This is a genomic window from Endobacter medicaginis (assembly GCF_014192375.1).
GTDB lineage: Bacteria > Pseudomonadota > Alphaproteobacteria > Acetobacterales > Acetobacteraceae > Endobacter > Endobacter medicaginis.
Genome location: NZ_JACHXV010000005.1, coordinates 187,025 through 213,111 on the forward strand (window position 1 = coordinate 187,025; position 26,087 = coordinate 213,111).

Sequence of the window (26,087 nt, forward strand, 5' to 3'; positions counted from 1 at the left end):
TTCAGGCGCCGAGCAGGCTCTGGCCGCAGACGCGGACCACCGCGCCGTTGATGCCGCCGCTGCCCGGATGGGCGAACCAGGCGATGGTCTCGGCGACATCGACCGGCAGGCCCCCCTGGCTCATCGAATTCATCCGCCGTCCTGCCTCGCGGATCGCGAACGGGATCGCCGCCGTCATCTGCGTCTCGATGAAGCCGGGGGCGACGGCATTGACCGTCACGCCCTCGGTCGCCGCCAACGGTGCGAGCTTGCCGACCGCGCCGATCAGTGCGGCCTTCGACAGCGCATAGTTGCTCTGGCCGAGATTGCCGGCAATGCCCGACAGCGATGAGACGAACACCACGCGGCCGTTCGGCCGGATAGCTTTCGCCACCAGCAGCTTCTCGGTGATGTGCAGGGGGGCGGCGAAATTCACGTCCAGCACGCTGTCCCATTGCGACGCGCTCATCTTGGCAATGGTCTTGTCGCGGGTGATGCCGGCATTGTGCACCACCACGTCGTAGCCGCCACGCCCGGCGGCATCGGCGGCGATCGCGTCCTGTGCGTCGGGGCTGGTGATGTCGAGTGCGAGCGCCGCACCGCCGAGGCGTTCTGCATGTTTGGCGAGTTCGCTGGCGGCGGGCGGAATGTCGAGCAGCACCACCTGGGCGCCGTCGCGGGCGAAGGTCTCGGCGATCGACAGGCCGATGCCACGCGAAGCGCCGGTGATCAGGACCGTGCGGCCGGCCTGCGATCTGGCCGGGTCGGGCCGGTCGACCACGCCGGTCACCGGCACGCCGACGCGCACCGTCTGCCCCGAGACATAGGCCGAGCGGCCGGAGAGGAAGAAACGCAGCGTGCTGTCGAGCGAGGCCTCGCCGCCGGGCTTGAGCCAGACGAGCTGCACCGCCACCGCGCGGCGCACCTCCTTGCCGAGCGAGCGGGTGAAGCCCTCCAGCCCGCGCTGGATCGCCGCCGCCTCGATGCTGTCGGCGTCTTCCGGCGCGGTGCCGATCACCACGATGCGGCCATTGGTGGCGAGTGACCGGATGGTGTCGTGGAAGAAGGCATACAGCGCCTTCAGCCCCTCGGTATCGGCGATGGCGGTGGCGTCAAACAGCAGCGCGCCGGTACGCCCCGAATCCTCGGGCACGAAGCGGCCGGTCATCACCTCATGGCGTCCCGCGGCGAGACGCCAGTCGGCGCTGTCGGGGTGATACAGCGTCACCGCGCCCATCGCCCGCAGGGCGGAGGCGAGGAAATCCTCGATCTTCGAGCCTGGAGCGGCACCAACCACCACCGGCCCGCGCAGCTCCGGCTTGCCGGGACGGTAGCGGACCAGCGGGATCGGTTGCGGCAGGCCGAGCGTGCCGGTCAGCCATTTGCCGAAACCCGAGCTCGAGAAAGAGAGGTACTGGTCCTGGGACGCCATTATTCCGCAGCCTCACGCGTGTCGGGCGTGTGCACGCCCTGCTGGAATTTCTGCAGATTCTCGGCGAGGCCGAAATCGGACGGGAAATCGTCCACCTGCACCGCCATGTCGCCGAGCTCGGCGAACTTTGCCAACAGGGCCTGTTCCTCGGCCGTGATCAGCCCCTTGCCCTGGGCATCCGCCGCCCAGGCAGCGAGCCGGGTCAGGTTCTGTGGCATGCGCAGGATCTGCCTGTTGCGGATCGCATCCTTGAGCCGCGCCTCGATCGCCTGCACCTGCGGATACAGCGTGAAGGCGACCATGCCGGCGCCGATCTGGTCCACCTCGAGCGTGGGCGTCCACGAACCGTCGATCAGACGGGCGCGCGTCGCGCCCTGGGTCTGCAGCGCGATCGCGATCTTCGCCGCCAGACGGTCGGACGGCTTGACCAGCGGGATACCGAACGGGAAGGCGACCAGGCGCACGAAGGCTGCGGCCGGACGCGACGGGTAGTTCGCGAGAACACCCTCCAGCGCCTCGTACGCGCGGCCGATCGCATCCTGCGCGGCCCAGTGCACGAAGGGCAGATCGTCCTTCTGGCGGCCTTCCTCCTCGAAGCGCTTGAGCGTGGCGGTGAGGATGAAGAGCTGCGAGAGGATGTCGCCGAGACGCCCGGTGATGCTCTCCTTCTTCTTCAGTGCGCCGCCGAGGCTGGCCATCGACATGTCGGCCAGCAGTGCGAGCACCGTCGAGAGCCGGGTCGCGGTGCGGTAGTAGGTCGCGAGCGCGCCGGCGGCATTCGAGGGCGCTGCGATGAAGCGTCCGCCGGTCAGGCCGAAGGCGAGGGCGCGGGCGATGTTGCGGAAGACGAAGCTGACATGGCCGAAGAAGTTCTCGTCGAACGACACCAGGCCGGCCTTGCGGTCCTCGTTGCGCGCCGCCTTCATCAGCTTGAGCACGTACGGATGGCAGCGGATCGCGCCCTGACCGAAGATGATCAGCGTGCGGGTCATGATGTTGGCACCCTCGACGGTGATGCCGATCGGAACCTGCTGATAGGCACGGGCGAGGAAGTTGCCCGGGCCCATGCAGATGCCCTTGCCGCCGATGATGTCCATGCCGTCATTGACGACGATGCGGCCGCGCTCGGTGACGTGGTACTTCGCGATCGCCGAGATCACCGAAGGCTTCTCGCCGATATCGATCGCGTTGGCCGACAGCCGCCGTGTGGCGTCCATTGCATAGAGATGCCCGCCCATGCGGCCGAGCGGCTCGACCACGCCCTCGAACTTGCCGATCTCGAGGTTGAACTGGCGACGGATGGCCGAGTAGGCTGACACCCCGTTCACCGCCAGCTTGGCCATGCCGACATTGCTCGATGGCAGCGAGATCGCGCGGCCGGCGGCGAGGCATTCCATCAGCATGCGCCAGCCGCCGCCGATCTGGCTCTGCCCGCCGATGACGAAATCGACGGGAATGAACACGTCGTCGCCCTGGGTGGGGCCGTTCTGGAACACCGCGTTCAGCGGCCAGTGGCGGCGCCCGATCACCACGCCGGGATGATCGCGCGGGATCAGCGCGCAGGTGATGCCGATCTCGCGTTTCGCACCGAGCAGGCCGTCCGGATCCTCGGCCCGGAACGCCAGGCCGAGCACGGTCGCGACCGGGGCGAGCGTGATGTAGCGCTTGCGCCAAGTGACCCGGAAGCCGAGCGTGCGGCGGCCCTGATAGTCACCCATGCACACGATGCCGGTATCGGTGATCGAGGCGGCGTCCGAGCCCGCATAGGGGTTGGTGAGCGCGAAGCAGGGGATGTCCTCGCCGCGGGCGAGACGGGGAAGATAGTGGTTCTTCTGCTCCTCGGTACCGTAATGCAGCAGCAGTTCGGCCGGGCCGAGCGAGTTCGGCACCATCACCGACACCGCGGCGGCCGACGAGCGGGTGGAGAGCTTCTGCACCACCATCGAATGCATATAGGCCGAGAATTCGCGACCGCCGTAGCGCTTGGGGATGATCATGCCCAGGAAGCCCTTGTCCTTGGCATAGGCCCAGGCGGCGGGCGGCAGGTCCTGCCAGATCGAGGTGGCGTCCCAGTCGGAGGCGAGGTTGCACAGTTCCTCGCACTCGTTGTCGAGGAAGGACTGCTCCTCCGCGGTCAGGCTCGGGGCAGGGGTCTTCAGCAGGCGCTGCCAGTCCGGCTTGCCGGCGAACAGCTCCGCATCCCACCACACCGTGCCGGCATCGATCGCCGCCTGTTCGGTCTCGCTCATCTTCGGCATGATCTTGCGGAAGGTCGGCAGCAGCCGCGCCGAGATCAGCGTGCGCCGCAGCGGCCTGATGGCCAGGATCAGCGCCGGCAGGGCGAACACCACCGCCAGCACGATCAGCGCCGTCAGCCCGATCAGGTGCAGCGCGAATCCGGCCGCGAGCCAGATCGCGATCCCGACCAGCCAGGCGATTGCGGGCGCCTGCACGAAACTCAGGACGAAGGCCCCGAGCAGGGCGACGATGATCCAGACAGCATCAGCCATGACCTGAACTCCTCAAAATGCCGAGACGCTACTCGGCGGCATCCATCTGCAATGAAGCTGCGACACCCTCGGGCCGGTCCGTGTTCGGCCCGGAGAGCGAGAAGACGTCGTCGAAGATGCGCAGCCGCGCATCCGTCCGGGCCGGCGCCATCAGCGCACCGGCCATCAGATTGCCGAACGAGGCCAGGATGGCGATCTCGCTCGAAGCGGTGGGAATGTCCGTGCCGTCGCGCCCGAAGGCCACCAGCACCTCGCGCAGCCCGCTGCCGGCCACCACGCCTGCCACCGCCTTCATCACGAAGGACAGCCGCAGTTTCAGATCCGGCAGCGCGAGTTCCGGCAGGCTGCGCGCGAAACCGGCCAGGAAGCGGCGCTGGGTGGCGTCGTAGCGCGACTTGAGCAGCCCGGTGACCAGCGGCGAGGCGTCCGAATAGACGCGGCCGAGGAACCGCATGCGCTCGTAGCCCGATTCCCCCGCTTCCCGGGCCTGATGCAGTGCCGGCACGAACAGCGCCGCCAGCATGTGCTCGCAGGCAAGACGTTCGCCCCAGCGCGCCTCGCAGGCGTCGAGAAGCCGGTCGCGCGCCGCGTTGAGCGGATCGAGTCGGCGTTCGAGCATCGCTCGCAGCAGATTGTCGCGGCTGCCGAAATGATAGTTGACCGCGGCCAGGTTCGCGCGGGCCGCCGCCGTCACCGGGCGCAGCGAGACGCCGTCGACGCCGTGCTCGACATACAGCCGCTCTGCCGCATCGAGGATGCGGTTCTTGGTGTCGCTTTCCGGAGCTTTGCGCTTCTCGGCCACGCGTTGTTTCCTCCACAACGTGTCCGGACCCTAGACCCGGCCGGCCGGGCGATCAAGCGGTCGTTTCAAACGATTGTGTGAAGGTATGCTGCGACCGGTTGCCGGGGTTCCGGCGCCGCGATAGCCTGCCCCTGATGGCAAAGATGATCCACAGCATGATCCGCGTCGCCGACGCGGCGCGGTCGCTCGAGTTCTATGGGCGCGCGCTCGGCCTGAGCGTGAGGGACCGCTACGATTTCGATGATTTCTCGCTGCTCTACCTGCGTGACGCGGAGGGCGAGTTCGAACTCGAACTGACCGTCAATGCCGGACGCGACGGCTACACGATCGGTGACGGCTACGGTCATCTTGCGGTCTCGGTGGCCGATGTGGAGGCCGAGCACGCGCGCCATACCGAGGCCGGCCTGTCGCCGACGCCGCTGAAGACCCTGCAGCATCAGGGCCGCGATCTGGCGCGGTTCTTCTTCCTGACCGACCCCGACGGATACAAGATCGAGGTGTTGCAGCGGGGCGGCCGGTACCTCTGAACCGAACCCGCGCGCTCAATAGGCGGCGCGATACAGGGCGAGGGCATCGGCCTCGTCGAGCTCGACCGGATTGTTGACCAGCAGCCGCGTCTGCTTCATCGCGTCGGCCGCCAGCAAGGCGAGGCTGTTGTCTGTGACACCGACATCCCGCAGCCGGCGCGGAGCACCGCTGTCGTCGAGCAGCGCCTGCATGTGGGCGGCGAACGCCTCGGCCCGCTCGCCGGCGGTCCCACGCCCGGAAATGCCGACCACGTCGGCGAGTTCCGCATAGAGCCCGGCCGCGGCGGCGGCGTTGAAGCGCAGCACCGGCGCCAGCATCAGCGCGTTCGAAAGCCCATGCGGGACATGATAATGGCCGCCGAGCGGGTAGGCGAGCGCATGCACCGCCGCGACCGGGGCGTTGGCGAAGGCCTGTCCGGCCAGCATCGCGCCAAGCAGCATCGCCTCGCGCGCGGCGCGGTCGGTGCCGTCGCGGCAGGCAGCGAGCAGGTTGCCCGACAGCAGGCGCAGCGCCTCGCGGGCCAAGGCGTCGGAAAGCGGGTTCTTACGATGCCGGCTGGTATAGGCCTCGATCGCGTGCACCATCGCGTCGATGCCGGTGGCCGCGGTGTGCAGCGCCGGCAGCCCGAGCGTGAGCTGTGCGTCCAGCAACACGAAATCGGCGAACAGCTGGTCGGCCACCACGCCCATCTTGGTGGTCTCACCGGTGGTGATGATCGAGATGTTGGTAACCTCGGAGCCCGTGCCCGCGGTGGTCGGCACCAGCACCAGCGGTGCGCGGGAGCCCTTGACCTTGCCGATACCGTAGAGCGCGTCCAGCGTCTGCTCCGAGCGCAGCAGCACGGCGACCAGCTTGGCGATGTCGAGCGACGAGCCGCCGCCGAGCCCGATCACCAGCCCGGCATCGAACGTCCTTGCCTGCGCGACCGCCGACAGCACCACCGCCTCCGGCGGGTCGGCGACCACCGCGTCGAAGACCTCGACCGCGAAGCCGGCCCCGGTCAGGCTGGCCAGCACGGGGGCAAGCAGGCCCGCCTGCACCAGCCCCGCATCGCTGACCACCAGCGCCCGGCGCGCCTGCCAGCGCGGGGCGAGCATCGGCCCCAGCCGGGCAGCGCCGCCCCATTCCATGGCGATCGACGCCACGGTGCGGAATTCGAAACCCATCAGCCGATTCCCGAGCAGAGATATTTGAGCTCCAGATACTCATCGATGCCGTGATGCGAGCCTTCCCGGCCGAGCCCGGACTGCTTGACGCCGCCGAACGGCGCGACCTCATTGGAGATCAGGCCGGTATTGTGGCCGACGATGCCGTACTCGAGCGCCTCGGCGACACGCCAGGTGCGGCGGACATCCTCGGTGTAGAAATAGGCGGCGAGACCGAATTCGGTGTCGTTGGCCATCGCCACCGCCTGCGCCTCGGTGTCGAAGCGGAACAGCGGCGCGACCGGACCGAACGTCTCCTCGCGCGCCACCCGCATCGCCTGCGTCACACCGGTGAGGATGGTCGGCTCGAAGAAGGTGCCGCCGCGCGCATGGCGATGCCCGCCGAGCAGCGTGTGCGCGCCATGGGCGAGCGCATCGGCGACATGCGCCTCGACCTTCAACACGGCGTCCTCGTCGATCAGCGGCCCGATCTGCACGTCCGGATCGGTGCCGGCGCCGACGCGCAACTGCGCCACGCGCGCGGCGAGCCTCGCTGCAAACGCGTCATGCACACCCGACTGCACATAGATCCGGTTGGCACACACGCAGGTCTGTCCGGCATTGCGGTATTTTGAGGCGATCGCACCCTCGACCGCGGCGTCGAGATCGGCATCGTCGAAGACGATGAAAGGCGCGTTGCCGCCGAGCTCCAGCGACAGTTTCTTGATCGTCGGGGCCGACTGCGCCATCAGGATCCGCCCCACCTCGGTCGAGCCGGTGAAGCTGAGCTTGCGAATGGTGTCGGAGGCGGTCAGCACGCCGCCGATGGTGCGCGCATCGCCGGTGATGATCTGCAGCACACCCGGCGGTAGTCCGGCCTCGATGGCGAGCACGCCGAGCGCCAGCGCCGTCAGCGGGGTCTGCTCCGCCGGCTTGACGATCATCGTGCAGCCGGCTGCCAAGGCGGGGCCGGCCTTGCGGGTGATCATCGCGGCGGGGAAGTTCCACGGCGTGATCGCCGCCGTCACACCGATCGGCTGGCGCAGCACAGCCAGGCGGCGGTCGACAGAAGGGCTGGGGATCAACTCGCCATAGACGCGCTTCGCCTCCTCGGCGAACCATTCGATGAACGAGGCGGCATAGATCACCTCGCCGCGCGCCTCCGACAGCGGCTTGCCCTGTTCGGCGGTCATCAGGGCGGCGATGTCGTCGGCATGGGCGACGATCAGCTCGAACCAGCGGCGCAGCACCGCACTGCGCTCGCGGGCCGGCCGGCGCGACCAGGCCGGCAGGGCGCGTCGGGCGGCCTCGATGGCCGTTTCCGTCTCGGCGGCGGACAGTGACGGGACATGCGCGATCACCCGCCCGTCGGCGGGATCGCGGACCGCGATCGTCGCCCCGTCGGCCGCATCGCGCCAGGCGCCGTCGATGAGGCATTGCTCGCGCAGCAGGTCCGGGATGTCTGGCAGGGTTGCGGTCATGTCGGTGGTCCTGATACGTGGTTCAGTATAATGAACCGAATTCATCATGATGAACGATGCGCATGGTATGGCGGCCTGTCAATTGCGCGCTGATCGAAAGGATGTGAGTTCCGGTATGCAGGAGATCGAACCCGGAGCCGGGGGTGGCAGCGTGCCGGCCTTGCGCCGTGCGGTGCGGATTCTCGACCTTGTCGCAGGGTCCACCGCGCGGCCGAATGCTGCCGGGCTGTCCCGCGCCCTGGGGTTGCCGAAAAGCACCGCGCACGGCCTGCTTGCCGCCATGGTGGAGCTCGGCCTGCTGGAACGTGGCGCCGACGGCAGCTATCGGCTGGGCGTGCATCCGATGCGCTGGACCGGCGGCAGCGTCGCACGGACCGATCTGGTGCCGCTGTTCTACGATCATCTGGCCAGCCGACCGGCGCTCGCCGCCTATACGGTCACGCTCAGTGTCCGCGAGGGGGCGGAGGTGGTCTATATCGGCTGTCGCAACTCCGACCGCCCGCTCGGGGTGACGTTCCGCATCGGCATGCGCCTGCCCGCACCCTTCACCGCCACCGGCAAGGCGCTGCTGGCCAGCCTGCCCGATGCCGAGATCGCCGAGCTGCTGTCGGGGCCCTGGCCGACACGGCTCACGCCGCGCAGCGTCGGCGGGCTCGCCGCCCTGGGCGCGGAGATCGCGGCGACACGCGCGGCCGGCTACTCCCTCGATGACGGCCAGGTGCGCGAGGACATGGTCTGTCTCGGCGCCGCCCTGCGCGATCATTCCGGACAGGCGGCGGCCGGGATGGCGATCAGCCTGCTGCGCAGCGACGCGGCTCCCGGCCGGCTGCCGGAACTGGGCGCGATGCTGGCAGAGACGGCACGCACGATCTCGCGCCGCCTTGGCGGCTGAGGCGGCGGGCGGCCGCCGCCGGCTCAGCCATGTTGCGGCCAGGCGGCGCCATCGAGGGTTGCGAGCGGGATCTTGAGATAGGAGCGGCCGTTGCTCTCGGGCGGCGGCAGGCGGCCGCCGGCGATGTTGACCTGCAAGGCGGCGAGGATCAGCCGCGGCATCGGCAGGGTTCGGTCGCGCGCCTCGCGCAAGGCGACGAAGCTCGCCTCGTCCTGTCCGGCGACATGCGGATTGCTGCGTTTGTGTTCGCCGACGGTGCTTTCCCAGGCCGCCGCCGCGCCTGGCTGCGGATAGTCATGGCCGGTGAACAGACGTGTCTCGTCAGGCAGGGCGAGGATGGCGCCGATCGAGCGCCACAGGCGCCGCGCGCAGCCGCCGGGAAAATCGCAGCGCGCGGTCCCCGAGGCCGGCATGAACAGCGTGTCGTGGACGAAGGCCGCATCGCCGGCCACATAGGTAACCGAGGCGAGGGTGTGTCCTGGAGAGTGCATGATGCGCACGTCGAGGTCGCCGATCGCGAAATGCTCGCCATCGGCGAACAGGCGTTGCCACTGCCTGCCGTCGGCGGGGAAATCGGGCAGGTTGTAGATGTCCTTCCACAGGCGCTGCACCGCGACCACCTCCGCGCCGGTCGCGGTCGGCGCGCCCGTTCGCGCGTGCAGCCAGGCGGCGGCCGAGAAATGGTCGGCATGCGGATGGGTGTCGAGGATCCAACGCAGTTGCAGCCCTTCGCGGGCGATCAGCCCGAGCAGGGCTTCGGCATTGTGTGTGGCGAGCGCACCGGAGGCGGGATCGAAATCCAGCACCGGATCGATGATCGCGCACGCGCCGCTACGCGGGCAGGCGAGCACATACTGGATCGAGGAGGTGGCCGGATCGAACAGTCCGTGCACGATCGGTCGCGCCGTGGCGGTGCTCATGGCGCCGTCGGCGCGCGGCGCCACGCATCGCCCGGCGCATTGGCCCGCCCGTCGAGGTGCTGCGGCCCGGGATGCGGCAGTCCTGTGCCGGGGCGCCATGCCGGCGAGTCCAGCACAGGTCCGGGGCTCGTGGTATCTGCGGCAGCGGACGGCTCAGGCGGCATGGGCTGGCTCGGTCAGAGGATTGACGTTGTCCGACGTATGCACCTGATTTGCGCCTTGGATATCGTCTGACGCAACTCCGGAGCAAGAAATGAGCGCGACCAGCGACGCCGTATCGTGTGATGTGCTGATCGTCGGCGGGGGCGCGGCGGGCATCGCCACGGCGGCTCTGCTGCGCCGCCGCCGCCCGGGGCTCGACATCGCCATCGTCGAGCCGCATTCGGTCCACTGCTACCAGCCGGGCTGGACGCTGGTGGGCGCAGGGGTCATGACCCGTGCGCAGACCGAGCGCCCGGAGGTGCGGCTGATCCCGCCCGGCGTGCGCTGGATGCGGAGCGCGGCAGCGGCGTTCGATCCGGACAACGACCGCGTCGATCTCGTCGATGGCCGTCGCGTGTCCTATCGCCGGCTGGTGGCGTGCCCGGGACTGAAGACCGACTGGGCGGCAATCCCCGGCCTTGCGAAGTCGCTCGGCCGCAACGGCGTGTGCAGCAACTACAGCGCCGAAGGTGCGCAACGTACGTGGCAGTTCCTGCAACAGTTCCGAGGCGGAACCGCGCTGTTCACCCAGCCGCCGATGCCGATCAAATGCCCCGGCGCGCCGCAGAAGATCGTCTATCTCGCTGCCGATCATTTCCGGCGCAGCAATATTCTCAACCAGACCAGGATCGAGTTCCATGTTGCCGGAGATGCATTGTTCGGCGTCGGCTTTTTCGTGCCTGTCCTGAAGAGCCGGATCGAGCGCTACGGTATCGACCTGCATTATCACTCGAACCTGAAGTCGATCGACGGCGACAACAGGATCGCGACCTTCGCCGTCAGCGATGCGGACGGCACGCGCGACGAGCAGCGCGCCTTCGACCTGTTGCATGCGGTGCCACCGCAGGGTCCGCTCGATGTCGTACGCGACAGTCCGCTGGCCAACGCCGCCGGCTGGATCGATGTCGATCAGGTTTCGCTGCGTCATGTCCGCTACGGAAATGTCTGGGGCCTCGGCGACGCGACCTCGACTCCGAATTCCAAGACCGCGGCTGCCGTGCGCATGCAGTCGCGCGTGGTGGTCGACAATCTTCTCGCTGACATCGACGGGCTTTCGAACGCCGCTGCACAGGCCGCCTATGACGGCTACGCGTCCTGCCCGCTGACGGTGTCCTACGATGAGGTGGTGATGGCGGAGTTCGGTTATGGCGGCAGGATCATGCCGACCTTCCCGCTCGATCCACGCGTGCCGAGGCGCTCGATGTGGGAGCTGACGCGACATGTGGTGCCGCGTCTCTACTGGGATGTCATGCTGCGTGGCCATACGCTCGACATTGCGCACCGGCCCCGGGATTTCTGAAATCCCCGCCGACCGCGCTCAGTGGAGCGTCGCCATCCGGATCGGCTGGTGGGAGAGATCGCCCTCGTCGGCGTAGAGCGGCCAGGCGCCGCGCGCCAGCGCATCGAGCGACGGGCAAGGAAGCTTCATGCGCGCGGCATAGATCCACAGGTATGACAGGCCGCGCCGCACGAATTGCCTGGTCTCGTCAAGCGGGATCGATTCGATGAACAGCAGCGGATCGCTGTCGTCGGCCGACGTGGCCGCCCAGCTTCGCATCGCGTTGGGACCGGCATTGTAGCTGGCCAGCAGCTTGATGAGGTTGTCGTCGATTCCCGAGCTGTGCGCGAGATAGTTCACGTAGCGCTGGCCGAGATCGAGATTGAGGGCCGGATTGTGCAGGCGCGACGGTGTGCCGGTGAAGCGGTCCGGATCTCCGGTCACATAGCCGGCGGTGACCGGCATGAGCTGCATCAGCCCGTGCGCGCCGGCACCCGAGACGGCGCCTGCATCGAAATTCGATTCGAGGCGGGTCAGCGCATAGACCAGCGCCGGATCGGTGGTGAAGCCGTGCGCGGGATGCAGGTGCGGCACCGGGAACCGCTCGGCATCGACAGGCTGGCCGTACTGCGCCTCGATCAGTGTCGCCGCCTGAGCGGCGAGGCCGGTCAGGCCTGCGGCGCGTGCGACCAGCATGATCGAGTGTCGCAGTGCCGGATCACGTCCCGACAGCCCCCACAGATTGCGCAGCGCGGCCTCGGCGCGGCTGTCCTGCCCGACCTGGAGCAGCGCGAGCGCGCGGCGCCCCTGCGGTGTGCAGCCGAGGGCCTCGATGTCGATCTCGCCCAGCAGCGGGTTGGAGACCCGTGTCGGCGGTGCCGCCGACACATCGGTGGCATCGAGGAGCAGCCGGACCAGGCCGGTGTGACGACCCGGGTCCAGCGCGGCATCCACCAGCCGCGGTGCGATCTCGTGCAGCGAGATCGCATGCGACCGGCGCGGAGCCGGCTCGGCGGGTGCTGCCTGCGCGTCGTCCGACGTATCGGCCGGGTCGCTGACGATCGGCCGGCCCAGCATCCTGCTCGCCAACAATCCATAGAAGGTGTGCGGCAGGGCCGCGGCATTCTCCAGCCACGGCACGTAGCCGAGCCGGTCGCCGGCGCGCAGGTGCGCCCGTGCCGCCCACAGCGCCGCACCGGCGCGCAGGCTGGCGGAAATCGATTTCGCGCGGGCCGCCGCCTCGAAGCGGGGAATGGCGGCGTGGATGTCACCCGAGCGCCAGGCCGCGAGCCCGGCGACGAACGGGCCGAGCCCGGCCTGCTCGCCGCTGATGTGCCAGGCGTCCATGCCGATCGTGGCGGCGTTGTGGTCGAGCCCCTGGGTGAAGAGGTCGAGCGCCACCTCGGAGCGGAGTTGCCCGGCATAGGCGGCGGAAAGGCCGCGCGTATGCGCGATCAGCCGCAGGGCGCTATCCGCGCCCTTCAGCCCCGCGCCGGAACGTTCGCGCACGGCGTGGTCGAGCGACGGATTGCGGCTGTAGCCGGTCGTGGGTGCGTCGGCTTCCTCGGGTGTCGGACCGGTGCCGCCAGCCGCGTCCGGGGCCAGGAAGGCGACATCCGGCGCCGGTGGCGCGGCGGCCCCTGCGGGCAGGCGGAACAGCAGGGCTGCGTGGATCGCCCGCGCGTCCGGCTGATCGCCATAGGCCTGCAGCCAGCCGGACAGCGCGCCGGTCAGGGATGGCTCGGCCGAGCCGGCGGCGGCTTCGCGCAGGTAGCGGTCGGCGAGGATGTCGCCGACAAGGGTGCGATCGCCGAGTGCCGCGGTCTCGCGTGCCGCCGCCTCCATGGCACCCTGCTCCTGGAGGATGAAGATGTGGCGGATGCGTGCAGCGACGGAGGGGCTGAGCGGCTCGGGCAGGCCGACGCCGCCCCAGCCGCCCGACCCGCTGCGTGGCACGGCGAAGGCGACCTGGTTGCCGGATTCGGCGCCACCGTCGGACGTGCCCGCGGGTGCCGCCACCTGTCGCGCCGGCTGGGCGCGGGCGCTGCCGGTGCCTCCGCCCGGCAGGGCGGCTGCCAGCAGCAGCGCACCGGTCAGCAGGGCACGGGCGGCACGTGGCCGTGAGGGGGGACGCTGGACGGTCCGCATCGTGGCGGCACGTCCGCCCACCGGCGGCACGGCCCCGGGATGGGGGGCCGTGTCCGGCGTGCGTCTGTGAAGGGAACTCCACATGGTCGGCGGGGCATAGCGGCCGTCCCGCAGGCTGGCAATCACACGGATGTGAAAACCTGTCTATCATTGCGGTAATGGCAGCCGTGCAGGAGGCCCGCAAGAGGGCAAGAACTTTGCCATGGCAGGAATTTAGCGGCAGCCTATCACAAATTCGTGATCGGTCCGTCGGGAGCAGAATCCAGCCGTGCGCGCAGGGCCAGCAGCCCGTGCCAGGCCGGTCGGCGGAGGCGCGGCTGGGCGGCCAACATCGACGGGTGGGTGAGGGCTGTCGCATCGACGGTGACGCCGTCGCCGGCATCGATGTCGAGGCGCCGCGCCGCGCCGCGCGGGCCGCTGGCGACATCCGCGTCGGCCAGCAGCAGGCGCAGCGGCAGCTTGCCGAGCAGCAGCGCCGGCACCCTGACCGCGTCCGTCCCGCCCGTGCCATGACCTGCCGCCACAGGGCCGCCCCGGGCGACGATTTGCCTGGCGGCAAGCACGAGGCGGCGGCGCAGGAAGGGGGCGCAGGTGGCGAGTTCCACGCCCGCCGGCGGCCGGCCGCCGGGCGGTCGCCACGCGATGCCGGCCATCAGCGCGCAATCGTCCCGCGACAGGCCGATCGCGCCGAGCATGCGGTCGAGACCGGTCCCCGCCCGGCCGGCGAACGGTTCGCCGGAGCGGTCCTCGTCCTCGTCGGCAGTCTCGCCGACCACGATCAGCCGCGCCCGCGTGCCGAGGCTGACGCGCACCGTATGCGAGGCCGCCTGCCGCAGCCCGAAATCGTCGAACCCCTCCATCGCGCGCTGGAGCGCGTCGAGATCATGGCAGGACGCCGCGGCGGCTTCTGCGCGCTGGGCGGGTGTGCCGAGCGCGGGAGCCGGCAGGGCAGTCGGGATCGGCCCGGGCGGCGGCGGCACGCTCCGGGCAGCCGGGCCGGACAGGCGCCGGTCGATCGCGCTCTCGGCGAGGGCCTCGTCGGCGCCCCACTCGACCAGCAGGCGCAGCCAGGCGAGGGCCGGGCGGGCGTCGGGCGCGGTCGGGCTGCCGGGCGGGGAATTGCGCATGGCTGCTTGTCACCGCTCGGGGGCGGGCGAGGCAAGGGATAAGAGCCTGTTTCGAAACGTGCCCTGGGGCGCGTCTTGCGCCCGGCACCGGCCCTCACCCCAGGCGGTGGCGTTGACGGCTGCGCCGGTTGCTCTCAACTTCCGCTCATGGATGCGCCGCTTCGCAGCTCGGGACCCGTGACAGGATCGCCGCAGGGTCCGGGCTGCGCCCGCGCCCGGCGCCGCGGGATCGCACTCGCCGCGGTCGGGGTGCTCGCAGCGGTTGCCGCGTCGTGGCCGGCTCTGGCCGCGACCGATGCTGAAGCCGGGGTCACCACCCGGCCGGGGCGCCTGTCCGGCGGGCCGCCGCTGGCGTTTCCGGTGAAGGATTTCCTGATCGGCGAGGTGGCGCTGGCGCGCTTCGACGCCGCCCATGCGGCGCCCGCGCTGCTGCGGGCCGCGGCCGAGGTGCCGCAGGATCGCGATCTGGCGATGGAGGCGCTCGTCGCGGCGGTGATGGCGGATGGCGCCGTGGGCTCGGGCCCGGATACGTCGCCCGAGCGGGTCCGGACCCTCGCGCAGGGTCTGGCCGGCCAGCCGCTGGCCGCGCTGGTGCTCGGCAACGCGGCCGTGCGCGCCGACGACTGGGCCGGTGCGCGTCACGCCTATGCCTCTGTCAATGGCGGCGGCTTCGACGGGTTGCGGCCGCTGCTGGTGGCGGCGGCCGAATGGGGGGCGGGCCACCCCGATGCGGCGCTGTCGACGCTCGGCGCGTCGGGCCGGGCCGGTGGACGGGCCACGGCGCCCGGTGGCATCTATGCGCTGTTCGGCGCCCGGATCGCGCTGGCTTCAGGCCGGACCGCGCAGGCTGAACTCCTGCGCAATGCCGGGATGTCGGGCCTGCCCACGAGCAATATCGTGCTGGTCGGGCTGGCCGCCGACCTCGCCGCCAGGCGGGGCGAGTTCGCCGCGGCCCGACGGATGCTGCACGTGATGGCGTTCGGCCGTCCGGGCATGGCGCTGTCCGAGGCCGGATGGGCCGACAGCCTGCGCGGTGCCGCGGCACCGACAGCCTCCGGCATGATCGCGCAGGTCTATGCCGCAGCGGGCTTCGCGGTCGGCGCGATGATGGCCGACACGATCGAGCAGCAGACGACGGCGCGCGGACAGGGCGGGGGCCAGGACGGGGCCGCCCGCGACGAGCGGCTGCCGCCCTCGGCGCTGCGCGACCTGTCGCGGATCGCCCAGCGCGACGAGATCGTCCGGCTGCGCCTCGCGCTCTCGATCGATCCCGGGCTCGATGCGGCGCGCATCGCCCTGGCGGAGGTGCTGGCCGATGCCGGGGCCGGGCGCGGGCCCGAGGGCGAGACGGACGCGATCGCCGAACTCGCGAAGGTCGATCCCGCCTCGCCGCTGGCGCCGGCGGCGCTGTGGAGCGAGGCCGGGATCGAGGCCGATCTCGGTCGGTCCGACGCCGCCCGCGCCATTGCCACCCGTCTCGCGCAGCGCTTTCCCGCACGCCCCGAGCCGCAGCAGCTGTTCGGCGACATTGCCATGCAGGCGAAGGATTTCCCCGCCGCGGTCGCCGCCTACCGGCGCGCGGTCGATCTCCAGGCCGAGCTGCGGCGTCATCCGGCCGGGAGCTTCGGCGACACGATCGACGACAATGATGCCCAGGGCGACTGGCCGCTGCTGATGGCGCTCGGTGCGGCGCAGGAACAGGCCGGCGACTGGCCGGCGGCGCATGCGGTGCTCGAACGCGCCCTCGCCCTCGCCCCTGACCGGCCCGTGCTGCTGAATTTTCTCGGCTATGGCGATCTCGAGCACGAGGCCGACGACCCGCACGCGGTCGCCGCCGCTCGCCTGCGCCTCGAGAAGGCGCTCTCGCTGGCGCCCGAAGACCCCAATATCCGCGATTCTCTCGGCTTTGCGCTGCTGCTCCAGCACGACCCGCAGCGGGCGCTGACGCTGTTCGAGCAGGCGGCGGAGAAGATGCCGGAGGATCCGACGATCAACGCGCATCTCGGCGACGCCTACATGGCGCTCGGCCGCCGCATCGAGGCCGTCGAGCAGTGGGAATGGGCGCTGCTGTGTCATCCCGAGCCGGCGGATGCGGCCGTGCTGCGTCGCAAGCTCGCCGAGGCGGGGGCCGCCGCCGTGGCCGCGCCCGCATCGGCCAAGGCAGGTCCGTGAGCGCGGTGACGTCCGAGGCGGCATCGGACTTGAGCGTGCTGGCGCGCGCCAAGGTCAATCTCGCGCTTCAGGTCACCGGCCGCCGCGCGGACGGCTATCACCTGCTCGATTCGCTGGTGGTGTTCGCCTCGATCGCCGACCGGATCTCGGTCGCGCCGGCCGAGGCGCTGTCGCTGCGGGTCGCGGGGCCGTTCGGGGCGGCGCTCGCTGGGGCCCCGGACGCCGACAACCTGGTGCTGCGTGCGGCGCGCTCTCTGGCCGGCGCGGCCGGGATCGCGTCGGGCGCGTCGATCGTGCTGGAGAAGAATCTGCCCGTCGCGTCGGGCATCGGCGGTGGCTCGGCCGATGCGGCGGCGACCCTGCTGGCCCTGCAACGCCTGTGGCGTGTGCGGCCGGATCCGGCCGCGCTGGCCGGTATCGCGCTCGGTCTGGGCGCCGACGTGCCGGTCTGTCTCGATGGCCGGCCCTGCCGGATGCGCGGCATCGGTGAGATCCTCGACCCGCTGCCGACCTTGCCGCAGGGCTGGATCGTGCTGGCCAACGCAGGCATACCGGTGGCCACGCCGGCGGTGTTTCGAGCGCGTAAGGCCGGCTTTTCGCCTCAGCTGTGTCTGCCGGCGCATTTCGCCGACTTCCGCGCGCTGGCGGACTGGCTGCGGCTGCACAGTGTCAATGATCTCGAGGCGGCGGCGGTGGCGATCTGCCCGCCGATCGCCGGGGTGCTGGCCGGTCTCGCCGCCGGGCCCGGCTGCCTGCTGGCGCGGATGAGTGGCTCCGGGGGGACCTGCTTCGCATTGCACGACGATGCCGCCTCGGCCGCCGCCTCTGCACAGCGCCTGTCGGCGCAGGGCTGGTGGGCCCGCTCCGGCCGGCTGGGGGGCGATCCGGCCTGATGGCGGGCGATACGCCGGCCGCGCACCACGTCCGTCGGCCGCATCTGCATTTTCCGCATATCCACTTCACCCGGCGCGAGCTGCATGATCGCCCGCTCGCCGGCGTGCCCCTGCACAGGTGGCATCCGCGGCTCTATGCGTGCGAGGCGGCGGCAACCGCGCTGCTGATGGTGCTGGGTATCACCGCGGTCACGCTGCTGACCGCGCCGGGTTCGCCGCTGGCGCACAGGCTTGCCGCGCATCCGATGTGGCAGACCTCGCTGTGCGGGCTGCTGTTCGGCTCGGCCGGCACGGCGGCGGCGATGACGCCGTTCGGGCGGGTGAGCGGCGCGCATCTCAGCCCCTCGGTCAGCCTCGCATTCGGCCTCGCAGGCAAGCTGGCCTGGCCGGACCTGCTCGGTTACGTCGCCGCGCAGATCATCGGCGCAATCGCCGGCACCGCGCTGGTCTGGGCGGCGGTACACCCCTTCACCGGGCTGTCGGGACAGCTGCGAAGCGTGCACTACGCCGCGACGCTGCCCGCTGCGGGGGTCGCGGCCGGCTGGGTGGTGGCGGCCGAACTGGTCGCGACGGCTGGGCTGGTGCTTGCGCTGGCCTGGGGGGCGGCGCACAAGCGGCTGCATCTGCTCGCACCGTGGATCGGCGGGCTGTATTTCTTCGCCATGAACCCGCTGGTGGCCTGGGTGTCGGGCGACAGCACCAATTTCGCCCGTACTCTCGGCCCCGCCCTGTTCGACGGCCATCTCGCCTGGCTATGGATCTATCTGCTCGGGCCGCTGGCGGGCAGCGCGCTGGCGATGGCCTGGCTGAAATCGGGCGCGCTCGGCCGGCTGCATCTCGCCGAGGCGCGGCTGATCAATTTCGGCCATCACGGCCGGGTGCCCCGACTGTCCGCCCCCGAAGCGGTCGGGCCGCCGCCATCGGCGGTGTCCGGGGCGCCGTCCTGACACGCTGTCGCTTTTTTGCGCTGCATCACGACGTCGGGCTTCCTATATTCGGAGCCTATCGAGGAGATGTGCATCGATGTCCGCACGCATGAAGGTTTCGGTCGACGAGCAGCGGCAGCAGGCCAGTCTCGACCTGCTGCCGGGCAGCGGCCTGGAGGGGCACATCCCGCTGACGCTGGACCAGCTGACCCAGCTGATCTTCGCACTCGGGCAGGCCCGGACCCAGCTTCTGGCGCATCAGCCGCTGCCGCCGCTCGATTCGAGCCCGTTCTCGCCGGTGTTCAAGACCCAGTGGGCGATCCAGCCGGAGGCGCTGACGGAAGGCTCGGTGATCGCCTTCCAGCATCCCGCCTATGGCGCGGTCGGCTTCGTGCTGGCGCCCAATGAGATCGACCGGGTGGTCCGCACGCTCACCACCCATATGGGCATGGTGCATTCCAAGCCCGACGAGATGCGCCTGTCCTGAGTCTCAGACGTATTTCAGCGCCACGAAGCCCAGCACGATCAACACCGCGAAGGCGGTGGTCACCAGGGTCAGCCGCTTCTCGATGAACTGACGCAGTGGCTCGCCGAAGACCCGCAGCAGCCCGGCGACCAGGAAGAACCGCAGCCCGCGCGTCGCCAGGCTGGCGGCCAGGAAGGTGAGCAGGTCGAAATGCGCCGCCCCGGCGGCGATCGAGATCACCTTGTAGGGGATCGGAGTGAGGCCCTTCACCAGGATCACCCAGAGCCCATACTGCGCGAAGCGCTGCTGGAAGGCGGCGAAGGCGGCGTCGTAGTGATAGAAATGGATCAGCGGTCGCGCGACATGGGCGTACAGCTCCGCGCCGATCAGCCAGCCCAGCGCACCGCCCGCGACCGAGGCCAGCGTGCAGATCGTCGCGTAGTGCCAGGCCCGTCTCGGCCGCGCCAGCACCATCGGGATCAGCATCAGATCGGGCGGCACCGGGAAGAACGAACTTTCGGCAAACGCCACCACCGCCAGCCACAGGGGCGCGCGGGGGCTTGCGGCAAGGGCGATCATCCGGTCGTAGAGGCGGCGCAGCATGGTTGCGGGGCATTGCCACGACGCAGGCGCGGCATCAAGGGCTGCTCGGAGGAAGCGCTACGGCGGTTTCGGGCCGTGCGGGCCGAACAGGATGATCGCGGCGCCCACGAGGGCGACGCCGGCCCCGGCGAGATCGGACCGGTCCGGGCGCACGCCCTCCACCCAGACGCTCCACAGCAGGCTGGTCAGGATATAGACGCCGCCATAGGCCGCGTATGCCCGCCCGGCGCTGCTCGCCGGCGCCAGGGTCAGCAGCCAGCCGAACACGACCAGCGCTGCGCTGCCCGGAAGCAGCCACAGCACGGATCGTCCCAGGCGCGCCCAGGCCCAGAAGGCGAAGCAGCCGCCGATCTCGCACAAGGCTGCCGGGACGAAGACGAGGGCGGTCCACAAATCGTTCAGGCCGGCAGCGTGACGCTGACGCGCAGCCCGACGGTGCGTCCCGCCGCGTCCCGCCGGTTGGCGAGCGTGATGTCGCCACCATGCGCGCGGATGATGTTGCGCGCGATGGCGAGGCCCAGCCCGGTGCCGCCGGTCTCGCGGTTGCGGCTGTCCTCGACGCGGTAGAAGGGTTCGAAGACGCGGTCGAGCTGCTCGGGCGGAATACCGGGCCCGTCATCGTCGATGGTGATCACGATATGGCGCTCGACGGCACGGTGGCGCGGGTTGGCTGCCACGGGCGTCGGCGCGTGCAGCGTCATCCGCGCCGCCCCGCCATAGGCCAGCGCATTGCCGACCAGATTGGCGAACACCCGCTTGAGCGCCACCGGGCGCGCCTGGATGGTGAGCTGCGGGCCGTCGAACTGCACCGAGCCGGCGAGATCGGGGCGTCCGTCGGTGGCGTCGTCGAGCACGGTGCGCAGCAGCGCGCGCAGGTCGAGCGTGCGGATCGGCTCGCGATTGGCGCTGTCGCGGCCGAAGGCGAGGGTGGCGGCGACCATCGCTTCCAGCTCGTCGAGATCGGCGAGGAAGCGAGAGCGCAGATCGTCGTCGTCGATGAACTCGGCGCGCAGCTTCATGCGTGTGATCGGCGTGCGCAGGTCGTGGCCGATCGCGGTCAGCATCAGCGTGCGGTCGGAGACGAAACGACGGATGCGGCTCGCCATCAGGTTGAAGGCGTGCGCCGCGGTGGCGATTTCCAGCGGTCCGCGCTCGGGCAGGGGAGGCGCATAGACGTCGCGGCCGAGCTGGTGGGCGGCGGCGGCCAGGGTGCGAAGCGGCTGGGTGAGACGCCGGATCGCCCAGAGCGTCAGGCCGCCGCCGGCCAGCGTGATCAGCACGAAGGTGATCGGTGCGAGCGGCTCGCGCAGCGGGTTGGGCGAAGGCCGGTAGAACTGGATGTTGAGCCAGCGATCGTCGTTGGGCAGGCGCAACGCGATGGCGAAGCGGTGGACACCGGCGGCACCGATCACCCGCTGGGTAGGGTGCAGCCTGGCCGGAAAGGGCAGGGCGTTGATGTTGTTGTCGAGCTCGCGCTGCTCCCAGGCCGGGGCGAGCATCAGGTCGCCGATGTCGGGGCCCGGGCCGATGGATGCATGGTATTTGGGCGGCATGTGCAGCCGCACGATCTCGGCCTCGCGCTCGTCGGGCACGGTCTCGGCAACGGCGCGATAGATCGAGGCGATGCGCGAGGCCTCCTCGCGCTGGTCGGCGATGCGTTCGAGGCTGATGCGGTCATAGATATGGATGCCGAGCCCGATCGCCTCGATGAACACCAGCCCCAGCAGCAGCACGAGCGCGGTGCGCGCCGCGAGCGAGCGCGGCCAGATCGGCCAATGTCGAGGCGCAAACCTTCGCCAGCCTCTCGCAGGCGCTTCCATCCCCCGCTCCGCACCACGCGGCAGGTCATCTGGCAGCATGTCCTGATCGGGGCGCGACAGCATCGTGCCCGCCATGGTGCCGCCTCCTCCATAAGCCCGCAATCGCTGAGACTGCGCGGCCCCGAACGACGTTTTCAGATGCGTTCGACGTCGGCGGCGAGCACATAGCCGCCGCCGCGCACGGTCTTGATCACCTGTGCGTTGCGGCCGTCATCCTCGAGCTTGCGGCGCAGGCGCGAGATGGCGACGTCGATCGCGCGGTCGAACGGGCCGGCCTGGCGTCCGCGCAGCAGGTCGAGCAGCATGTCGCGGGTCAGCACCCGGTTGGCGCGGTCGAGCAGCGCGATCAGCAGCTCGTATTCGCCCCCCGTAAGCGCCACCTCGGCGCCGTCGGGGTTGAGCAGCCGGCGCCGGATCGGCTCCAGTGTCCAGCCGGCGAAGCGGATGGTGCGCTGGTCGTTGTCGGCGCGCTTCTCGTCGCGCTCCGTGGTCCGGCGCAGCACCGCGCGGATGCGCGCCAGCAGCTCGCGCGGGTTGAACGGCTTGGGCAGATAATCGTCCGCACCCAGTTCGAGGCCGATGATTCGGTCGGTCTCGTCACCCATCGCGGTCAGCATCACGATCGGCACGTTGCCCTGGCTGCGCAGCCAGCGCGCCACGTCGAGACCGCTCTCGCCCGGCAGCATCAGGTCGAGGACCACGAGCTGGTAATGGGCCGCCGACCAGGCCCGCCGCGCCTCGCGCCCGTCGCGGGCCGTGGTGACGCGAAAGCGGTTGCGTTCGAGAAACCGGGCCAGCAGCTCGCGGATCTCGCGATCGTCATCGACGACCAGAACGTGCGGAAGGTTGTCCATGGCATCGTCAATAGGCCGCCCGGGGACGTGGTGCGAGTGGGTGTTGCGTTGTGTTGCATTTTGCGTGTCTGTGAAAACTCCGCGGACGGCGATTCTGTTACACGGCGTAGGGTTCGCGAGCCCGGTTTGAGTGACGGGCGCCGCACGCCTATCGTGTCGCCGGGTCGGGAAGAGGAACACGGGCGCGTGTCGAACGGGACGGGTCGCATGGGGATGGGCCGACGGCAGCGATCCGTCCGGACGGCAGGTCGGGCCTGCATGCTGGCGGCGTCGCTCTGCGGGTTGGCGGGCGCTGTCGCGGAAGGGGCACGCGCGGAGCCGTCGGCTGCCGCCGCGCCGGCATCGGCGGCCGCGCCGGATGCGACTGCAGCACCATCGAAACCGGCGATATCGAGCCCTCCCGCGCCCCCGGCCGCCACCCCGACCCCGCCCGCCCCGATCAGCAGCGTCTTCGGTCAGACCGCCTGGCAGCCCCCCGCACCGTCGCAGCCGTCGCAGGCCGCGCTGTCCGGCGGCGTGCCGGTGAGCGCGCCGTCGAGTGCGGCCGAGGCGTCGCTACGGGTCAGCAGCGTGCATCTGCTCGGCCTGGTCGACCATGCGGTCGAAGGCTCGGACCATACCGAGATCGGCCATGTCATCGACGTGCTGGTCGACGAGAAGGGTGATGCCGCGGCGGTGGTGATCGAGATCGCCGGCTTCATGGGCGTCGGCAACCGCCATATCGCGCTGGCCATCGACCTGCTGACCATTCCACCCGATCTGAAAGGAGCGCTCCGCACCGCGCTGAGCCCGGCGCAACTGCGCTCGGCGCCGACCTATGACGCGAAGCCCGGCGTGGTGACCGTGGTCTCCGGTGCCGAGACCGCAGCCGAGCCGCATCCGGACCATGCCGAGGCGCCGAAACCCACTGCCGCTCCGGCCGCGGCCACACCGGCGCCCGGCGTGGCCGCGTCCCCCGTCACGGCGCCGGCCGGAACGCCCGCAGCGGCCAAGGTGCCGCCTGCGCCGTCCGCCCCCGCCAGCCCTACGCCCGCCTCGGGAGCCAGGCCACCGGGGCAGTCATTGCCCTCCGGCAAGGGAAGCGGCGATTGAGCCACACCCTCCGCTCCCGCGGCAGGGCCCTGGACTGGCTCAATTTCTTCGTCGCCAACCTGCAGACCGCGTTCGGGCCGTTCATCGCCATCTACCTGACGGGTGCGCACTGGACCCAGGGCCAGATCGGCTGGGCGCTGAGCATCGGCTCGATCACCGCCATGGCGAGCCAGGTTCCGGCCGGGCTGGTGGTCGATGCGCTGCCCAACAAGCGCCGCGCCGCAGGGTGGGCGATCGGGGCGATCATGCTGTCCTGCCTGCTGCTCGCCGCCCTGCCGGTGCAGTTGCCGGTGGCGGTCGCCGAGGTGCTGCACGGGTTCGCGAGCTGCATGCTCAACCCGGCGATCGCCGCGGTCACCCTCGGCGTGGTCGCACTCCAGGCCAACGCGTCACTGCACCTGGACGGGGTGGGCGGCCATCGCGCCGATGGTCAGGACGGCACCGTCGCCCTCACCGGCGCGAGGTTCGGCCGCAATGCCAGCTTCGCCTCGATCGGCAACGCTTTCGCCGCCGGGCTGATGGCGGCGGTGGGCTATCTGGTGTCGGCGCGCGCCACCCTCCTGCTCGGGGCGCTGCTCGCTGCTCCGGGCCTGTGGGCGCTGCGGGCGATCGGCGACGTGCCGCCGCCACCCGCGCCGCCCGCCCGCGACGCCGCACCCGGCAAGGAGGGGTTCTGGCAGCATATCCCGCATCTGCTCTCCGATCGTACCCTGCTGGTGTTTCTCGTCTGCGCGGTGGCCTACCATTTCTCCAATGCCGCGATGCTGCCGCTCGCTGCGGGACAGATCACCAAGCAGGCCGGCAATGTCGCAGCCCTGGTGATTGGCGCCTGCATCCTGATCCCGCAGCTCATCGTCGCGGTGCTGTCGCCGCTGATCGGGCGCTATGCAGGCGTGTGGGGGATGCGCACGGTGGTGGTGGCGGGGTTCGCCGCGCTGCCGTTGCGTGGGGTGCTGCTCAGTCTGACCACCGATCCCTATGCGGTGGTGGCGATCGAACTGCTCGACGGCATCAGCTCGGCGACGTTCGGCGTGATGATGCCGCTGGTGGCCGCCGACATCGCCCGCCGCACCGGCCATTTCAATCTCTGCCTGGGCATCCTCGGCCTTGGCATGGGGCTGGGTGCGACATTGTCGACCTCGGTCGCCGGCGACATCGCCGATTCGTCGCTGTCGCAGGCCTTCCTGCTGCTGGCCGCGGTCGGCGGGTTCAGCGTGCTGCTCGGCTTCGCGCTGCCGGGGTCGCAGGCGGCGAAGCTGCGCCGGGCCGCGCGCCGCTGACGCTCAGCCGAGCCAGGATGGCACCGGCAGCGACTTGCCGTGCAGGAATTCGGGATTGAACAGTTTCGACTGGTAGCGCGCGCCGCCATCGCACAGGATCGTCACCACCGTATGGCCCGGGCCGAGCTTACGGGCGGTGCGGATCGCCGATGCGATATTGATGCCCGACGAGCCGCCCACCGAGATCCCCTCGTCCTTCAGCAGATCGAAGATCAGCGGCAACGCCTCGGCATCGGAGATCCGCTCGGCATCGTCGATCCGCACGCCCTCGAGATTGCCGGTCACCCGCGACTGGCCGATCCCCTCGGTGATCGAGCCGCCCTCGATCGACAGGTCGCCAGAGGTGATCCAGCCGGCCAGGCCCGAGCCTTCAGGATCGGCCAGCACGATGCGCGGCGCGGGCCGACCTTCGGCGGCGGCGAGCTCGGCGAGACCGAGCGATACACCGGCCAGCGTGCCGCCGGTGCCGCAGGCGCAGGTGAACGCATCCACACGGCCACCGGTCTGCGCCCAGATCTCGCGCGCGGTGGTCTGGCGGTGGCCTTCGCGGTTGGCGAGATTGTCGAACTGGTTGGCCCACACCCCGCCCAGCTCCTCGGCGCGGCGACGCGACACATGGACGTAGTTGCCCTGGTCGCGATAGGGCTTCGCCGGCACCAGCTCGAGCTCGGCGCCGATCATGCGCAGGAAGTCGATCTTCTCCTGGCTCTGGGTCTCGGGCATCACGATCACCGTACGGTAGCCGCGCGCATTACCCACCAGCGTCAGCCCGATGCCGGTATTGCCGGCGGTGCCTTCGACGACGATGCCGCCCGGTGCGAGCACGCCGCGCGCCTCCGCATCGGCGATGATGGCCAGGGCCGCGCGGTCCTTCACCGAACCGCCGGGATTCATGAACTCGGCCTTGCCGTAGATGTCGCATCCCGTCGCTTCCGACGCCGCCCGCAGCCGGATGAGCGGCGTGTGGCCGATCGCGGCCAGCATGTCGCGGTCCACGGCCGCGGGCAGGGGGTCTGCATTTTCACCAATTGTGTCGGGCGCCATATGGCCTCACCTTCCGCAACATCCGAAACAGGAACACCCGGCAGGATCGGTCGCAAACCCGACCGCCGCAAGGGAGGACCCAGCCGATGGTCGAGCATGTCTCCGCAACCCAGACCTACGCGGCGCTGGAGGCGGATGCCGGCGCCTGTCTGATCGACGTGCGTACCGAGGCGGAGTGGCAGTTCGTCGGCCTGCCGCTCGCGCCGGGCAATCGGCTCGCATTGATCGCCTGGCAAGGCTGGCCGGGCGGCGTGGTCAATCCGCGCTTCGTCGATGAGCTGCGCGAGGCCGGGCTCGCGGAGGAGCGCTCGCTGTATTTCATCTGTCGCAGCGGGGCGCGTAGCGCCGCGGCCGCACGTGCAGCACTGAACGGCGGCTACCTGCACTGTTTCAATGTCGCCGGCGGGTTCGAGGGCGACGCCGACGAGCTCGGTCATCGCGGCGTGGTGTCGGGATGGAAAGCGGAAGGTCTGCCCTGGCGGCAGGGCTGACC

The 26,087-nt window shown here is 70.3% G+C and carries 23 protein-coding genes; 10 read left to right on the forward strand and 13 right to left on the reverse strand.

Annotation, left to right across the window (positions count from 1 at the left end):
• Position 1: 1 nt before the first annotated feature.
• Genes FHR90_RS08375 through FHR90_RS08385 form a run of 3 tightly spaced genes read right to left on the reverse strand, consistent with a single transcriptional unit; the run spans position 2 to position 4,723 of the window.
• Positions 2-1,411 carry a 3-oxoacyl-ACP reductase gene (locus tag FHR90_RS08375; RefSeq protein WP_176621891.1) on the reverse strand — a complete coding sequence of 470 codons (1,410 nt, stop codon included), beginning with the start codon at positions 1,409-1,411 and terminating at the stop codon, positions 2-4.
• Entirely contained in the window at positions 1,411-3,921 is a 2,511-nt protein-coding gene (locus FHR90_RS08380) for an acyl-CoA dehydrogenase (protein ID WP_176621892.1), read from the reverse strand. Before FHR90_RS08380 ends, FHR90_RS08375 begins: the two co-directional genes overlap by 1 nt.
• 28 nt (positions 3,922-3,949) lie before the next feature.
• Positions 3,950-4,723, reverse strand: a complete 774-nt coding sequence (locus FHR90_RS08385; RefSeq protein ID WP_176621893.1) for a TetR/AcrR family transcriptional regulator — start codon at positions 4,721-4,723, stop codon at positions 3,950-3,952.
• A 134-nt stretch (positions 4,724-4,857) separates the two neighbouring features.
• Between FHR90_RS08385 and FHR90_RS08390 the strand changes: the two genes are divergently transcribed.
• Positions 4,858-5,250 carry a VOC family protein gene (locus tag FHR90_RS08390; RefSeq protein WP_176621894.1) on the forward strand — a complete coding sequence of 131 codons (393 nt, stop codon included), beginning with the start codon at positions 4,858-4,860 and terminating at the stop codon, positions 5,248-5,250.
• 15 nt (positions 5,251-5,265) lie between these two features.
• Here FHR90_RS08390 and FHR90_RS08395 read toward each other — a convergent pair whose 3' ends face one another.
• Positions 5,266-6,417, reverse strand: coding sequence for an iron-containing alcohol dehydrogenase (locus FHR90_RS08395; RefSeq protein WP_183275037.1), 1,152 nt, complete (start codon positions 6,415-6,417; stop codon positions 5,266-5,268).
• A complete protein-coding gene (locus FHR90_RS08400) occupies positions 6,417-7,877 on the reverse strand; it encodes an NAD-dependent succinate-semialdehyde dehydrogenase (RefSeq protein WP_183275038.1) in 1,461 nt (486 codons plus the stop codon). The genes FHR90_RS08395 and FHR90_RS08400 overlap by 1 nt, the downstream gene beginning before the upstream one ends.
• A gap of 115 nt (positions 7,878-7,992) precedes the next feature.
• On the opposite strand from FHR90_RS08400, the gene FHR90_RS08405 reads away from it, so the two are divergent.
• The gene (locus FHR90_RS08405) at positions 7,993-8,769 is read left to right on the forward strand and encodes an IclR family transcriptional regulator (RefSeq protein WP_183275039.1); all 777 of its coding nucleotides are present in this window, start codon (positions 7,993-7,995) and stop codon (positions 8,767-8,769) included.
• Positions 8,770-8,792: 23 nt separating this feature from the next.
• On the opposite strand, the gene FHR90_RS08410 is transcribed toward FHR90_RS08405, so the two are convergent.
• Positions 8,793-9,689: an MBL fold metallo-hydrolase gene (locus FHR90_RS08410; RefSeq protein WP_176625192.1), complete on the reverse strand. Its 897-nt coding sequence runs from the start codon at positions 9,687-9,689 to the stop codon at positions 8,793-8,795.
• A gap of 253 nt (positions 9,690-9,942) precedes the next feature.
• Here FHR90_RS08410 and FHR90_RS08415 point away from each other — a divergent pair, with 253 nt between their 5' ends.
• A complete protein-coding gene (locus FHR90_RS08415) occupies positions 9,943-11,190 on the forward strand; it encodes an NAD(P)/FAD-dependent oxidoreductase (RefSeq protein ID WP_176625190.1) in 1,248 nt (415 codons plus the stop codon).
• Positions 11,191-11,208: 18 nt separating this feature from the next.
• Here FHR90_RS08415 and FHR90_RS17640 read toward each other — a convergent pair whose 3' ends face one another.
• Both FHR90_RS17640 and FHR90_RS08425 read right to left on the reverse strand, forming a co-directional pair.
• Positions 11,209-13,317: a lytic transglycosylase domain-containing protein gene (locus FHR90_RS17640; RefSeq protein ID WP_183275040.1), complete on the reverse strand. Its 2,109-nt coding sequence runs from the start codon at positions 13,315-13,317 to the stop codon at positions 11,209-11,211.
• A 227-nt stretch (positions 13,318-13,544) separates the two neighbouring features.
• The gene (locus tag FHR90_RS08425) at positions 13,545-14,444 is read right to left on the reverse strand and encodes a uracil-DNA glycosylase (RefSeq protein WP_183275041.1); all 900 of its coding nucleotides are present in this window, start codon (positions 14,442-14,444) and stop codon (positions 13,545-13,547) included.
• Between the two features lie 177 nt (positions 14,445-14,621).
• Here FHR90_RS08425 and FHR90_RS17735 point away from each other — a divergent pair, with 177 nt between their 5' ends.
• The 4 genes from FHR90_RS17735 to FHR90_RS08445 all read left to right on the forward strand — a co-directional run bounded on the left by FHR90_RS17735 (position 14,622) and on the right by FHR90_RS08445 (position 18,922).
• Positions 14,622-16,616, forward strand: coding sequence for a tetratricopeptide repeat protein (locus FHR90_RS17735; RefSeq protein ID WP_183275042.1), 1,995 nt, complete (start codon positions 14,622-14,624; stop codon positions 16,614-16,616).
• Positions 16,617-16,621: 5 nt separating this feature from the next.
• Complete coding sequence (locus FHR90_RS08435; protein ID WP_456305514.1) at positions 16,622-17,509, forward strand: 4-(cytidine 5'-diphospho)-2-C-methyl-D-erythritol kinase; 888 nt, start codon at positions 16,622-16,624, stop codon at positions 17,507-17,509.
• Positions 17,509-18,456, forward strand: a complete 948-nt coding sequence (locus FHR90_RS08440) for an MIP/aquaporin family protein (protein ID WP_183275044.1) — start codon at positions 17,509-17,511, stop codon at positions 18,454-18,456. Before FHR90_RS08435 ends, FHR90_RS08440 begins: the two co-directional genes overlap by 1 nt.
• 76 nt (positions 18,457-18,532) lie before the next feature.
• A complete protein-coding gene (locus FHR90_RS08445) occupies positions 18,533-18,922 on the forward strand; it encodes a hypothetical protein (protein WP_176624556.1) in 390 nt (129 codons plus the stop codon).
• A 3-nt stretch (positions 18,923-18,925) separates the two neighbouring features.
• Here the strand turns inward: FHR90_RS08445 and FHR90_RS08450 are convergent, their stop codons facing one another.
• Genes FHR90_RS08450 through FHR90_RS08465 form a run of 4 tightly spaced genes read right to left on the reverse strand, consistent with a single transcriptional unit; the run spans position 18,926 to position 22,178 of the window.
• Complete coding sequence (locus FHR90_RS08450) at positions 18,926-19,504, reverse strand: YqaA family protein (RefSeq protein ID WP_176624554.1); 579 nt, start codon at positions 19,502-19,504, stop codon at positions 18,926-18,928.
• A 57-nt stretch (positions 19,505-19,561) separates the two neighbouring features.
• The gene (locus FHR90_RS08455; protein WP_176624552.1) at positions 19,562-19,897 is read right to left on the reverse strand and encodes a YnfA family protein; all 336 of its coding nucleotides are present in this window, start codon (positions 19,895-19,897) and stop codon (positions 19,562-19,564) included.
• Positions 19,898-19,902: 5 nt separating this feature from the next.
• On the reverse strand, positions 19,903-21,399 hold the full coding sequence (locus tag FHR90_RS08460) for an ATP-binding protein (protein ID WP_246330126.1): 1,497 nt from the start codon (positions 21,397-21,399) through the stop codon (positions 19,903-19,905).
• Between the two features lie 59 nt (positions 21,400-21,458).
• On the reverse strand, positions 21,459-22,178 hold the full coding sequence (locus FHR90_RS08465) for a response regulator (RefSeq protein WP_176624550.1): 720 nt from the start codon (positions 22,176-22,178) through the stop codon (positions 21,459-21,461).
• Positions 22,179-22,436: 258 nt separating this feature from the next.
• Here FHR90_RS08465 and FHR90_RS08470 point away from each other — a divergent pair, with 258 nt between their 5' ends.
• Together FHR90_RS08470 and FHR90_RS08475 are read left to right on the forward strand one after the other, a co-directional pair.
• Positions 22,437-23,270: a hypothetical protein gene (locus FHR90_RS08470; protein ID WP_183275045.1), complete on the forward strand. Its 834-nt coding sequence runs from the start codon at positions 22,437-22,439 to the stop codon at positions 23,268-23,270.
• Positions 23,267-24,550, forward strand: a complete 1,284-nt coding sequence (locus FHR90_RS08475; RefSeq protein WP_183275046.1) for an MFS transporter — start codon at positions 23,267-23,269, stop codon at positions 24,548-24,550. Before FHR90_RS08470 ends, FHR90_RS08475 begins: the two co-directional genes overlap by 4 nt.
• Positions 24,551-24,553: 3 nt before the next feature.
• On the opposite strand, the gene FHR90_RS08480 is transcribed toward FHR90_RS08475, so the two are convergent.
• Positions 24,554-25,579: a cysteine synthase A gene (locus FHR90_RS08480; protein ID WP_394367841.1), complete on the reverse strand. Its 1,026-nt coding sequence runs from the start codon at positions 25,577-25,579 to the stop codon at positions 24,554-24,556.
• 101 nt (positions 25,580-25,680) lie between these two features.
• Here FHR90_RS08480 and FHR90_RS08485 point away from each other — a divergent pair, with 101 nt between their 5' ends.
• Positions 25,681-26,085 (forward strand): rhodanese-like domain-containing protein, encoded by a 405-nt coding sequence (locus FHR90_RS08485; protein WP_176624337.1) that lies wholly within the window; start codon positions 25,681-25,683, stop codon positions 26,083-26,085.
• Positions 26,086-26,087 lie beyond the last annotated feature (2 nt).

Bases quoted from the DNA above. Each gene is read 5' to 3' on its own strand.
- FHR90_RS08460 (WP_246330126.1), bottom strand. From the start codon at position 21,399: ATGGCGGGCACGATGCTGTCGCGCCCCGATCAGGACATGCTGCCAGAT.
- FHR90_RS08445 (WP_176624556.1), top strand. From the start codon at position 18,533: ATGTCCGCACGCATGAAGGTTTCGGTCGACGAGCAGCGGCAGCAGGCC.
- FHR90_RS08440 (WP_183275044.1), top strand. From the start codon at position 17,509: ATGGCGGGCGATACGCCGGCCGCGCACCACGTCCGTCGGCCGCATCTG.
- FHR90_RS08375 (WP_176621891.1), bottom strand. From the start codon at position 1,411: ATGGCGTCCCAGGACCAGTACCTCTCTTTCTCGAGCTCGGGTTTCGGC.
- FHR90_RS08380 (WP_176621892.1), bottom strand. From the start codon at position 3,921: ATGGCTGATGCTGTCTGGATCATCGTCGCCCTGCTCGGGGCCTTCGTC.
- FHR90_RS08450 (WP_176624554.1), bottom strand. From the start codon at position 19,504: ATGCTGCGCCGCCTCTACGACCGGATGATCGCCCTTGCCGCAAGCCCC.
- FHR90_RS08400 (WP_183275038.1), bottom strand. From the start codon at position 7,877: ATGACCGCAACCCTGCCAGACATCCCGGACCTGCTGCGCGAGCAATGC.
- FHR90_RS08410 (WP_176625192.1), bottom strand. From the start codon at position 9,689: ATGAGCACCGCCACGGCGCGACCGATCGTGCACGGACTGTTCGATCCG.
- FHR90_RS08465 (WP_176624550.1), bottom strand. From the start codon at position 22,178: ATGGACAACCTTCCGCACGTTCTGGTCGTCGATGACGATCGCGAGATC.
- FHR90_RS08470 (WP_183275045.1), top strand. From the start codon at position 22,437: ATGCTGGCGGCGTCGCTCTGCGGGTTGGCGGGCGCTGTCGCGGAAGGG.
- FHR90_RS17640 (WP_183275040.1), bottom strand. From the start codon at position 13,317: ATGCGGACCGTCCAGCGTCCCCCCTCACGGCCACGTGCCGCCCGTGCC.
- FHR90_RS08405 (WP_183275039.1), top strand. From the start codon at position 7,993: ATGCAGGAGATCGAACCCGGAGCCGGGGGTGGCAGCGTGCCGGCCTTG.
- FHR90_RS08390 (WP_176621894.1), top strand. From the start codon at position 4,858: ATGGCAAAGATGATCCACAGCATGATCCGCGTCGCCGACGCGGCGCGG.
- FHR90_RS08425 (WP_183275041.1), bottom strand. From the start codon at position 14,444: ATGCGCAATTCCCCGCCCGGCAGCCCGACCGCGCCCGACGCCCGCCCG.
- FHR90_RS08395 (WP_183275037.1), bottom strand. From the start codon at position 6,417: ATGGGTTTCGAATTCCGCACCGTGGCGTCGATCGCCATGGAATGGGGC.
- FHR90_RS08485 (WP_176624337.1), top strand. From the start codon at position 25,681: ATGGTCGAGCATGTCTCCGCAACCCAGACCTACGCGGCGCTGGAGGCG.
- FHR90_RS08415 (WP_176625190.1), top strand. From the start codon at position 9,943: ATGAGCGCGACCAGCGACGCCGTATCGTGTGATGTGCTGATCGTCGGC.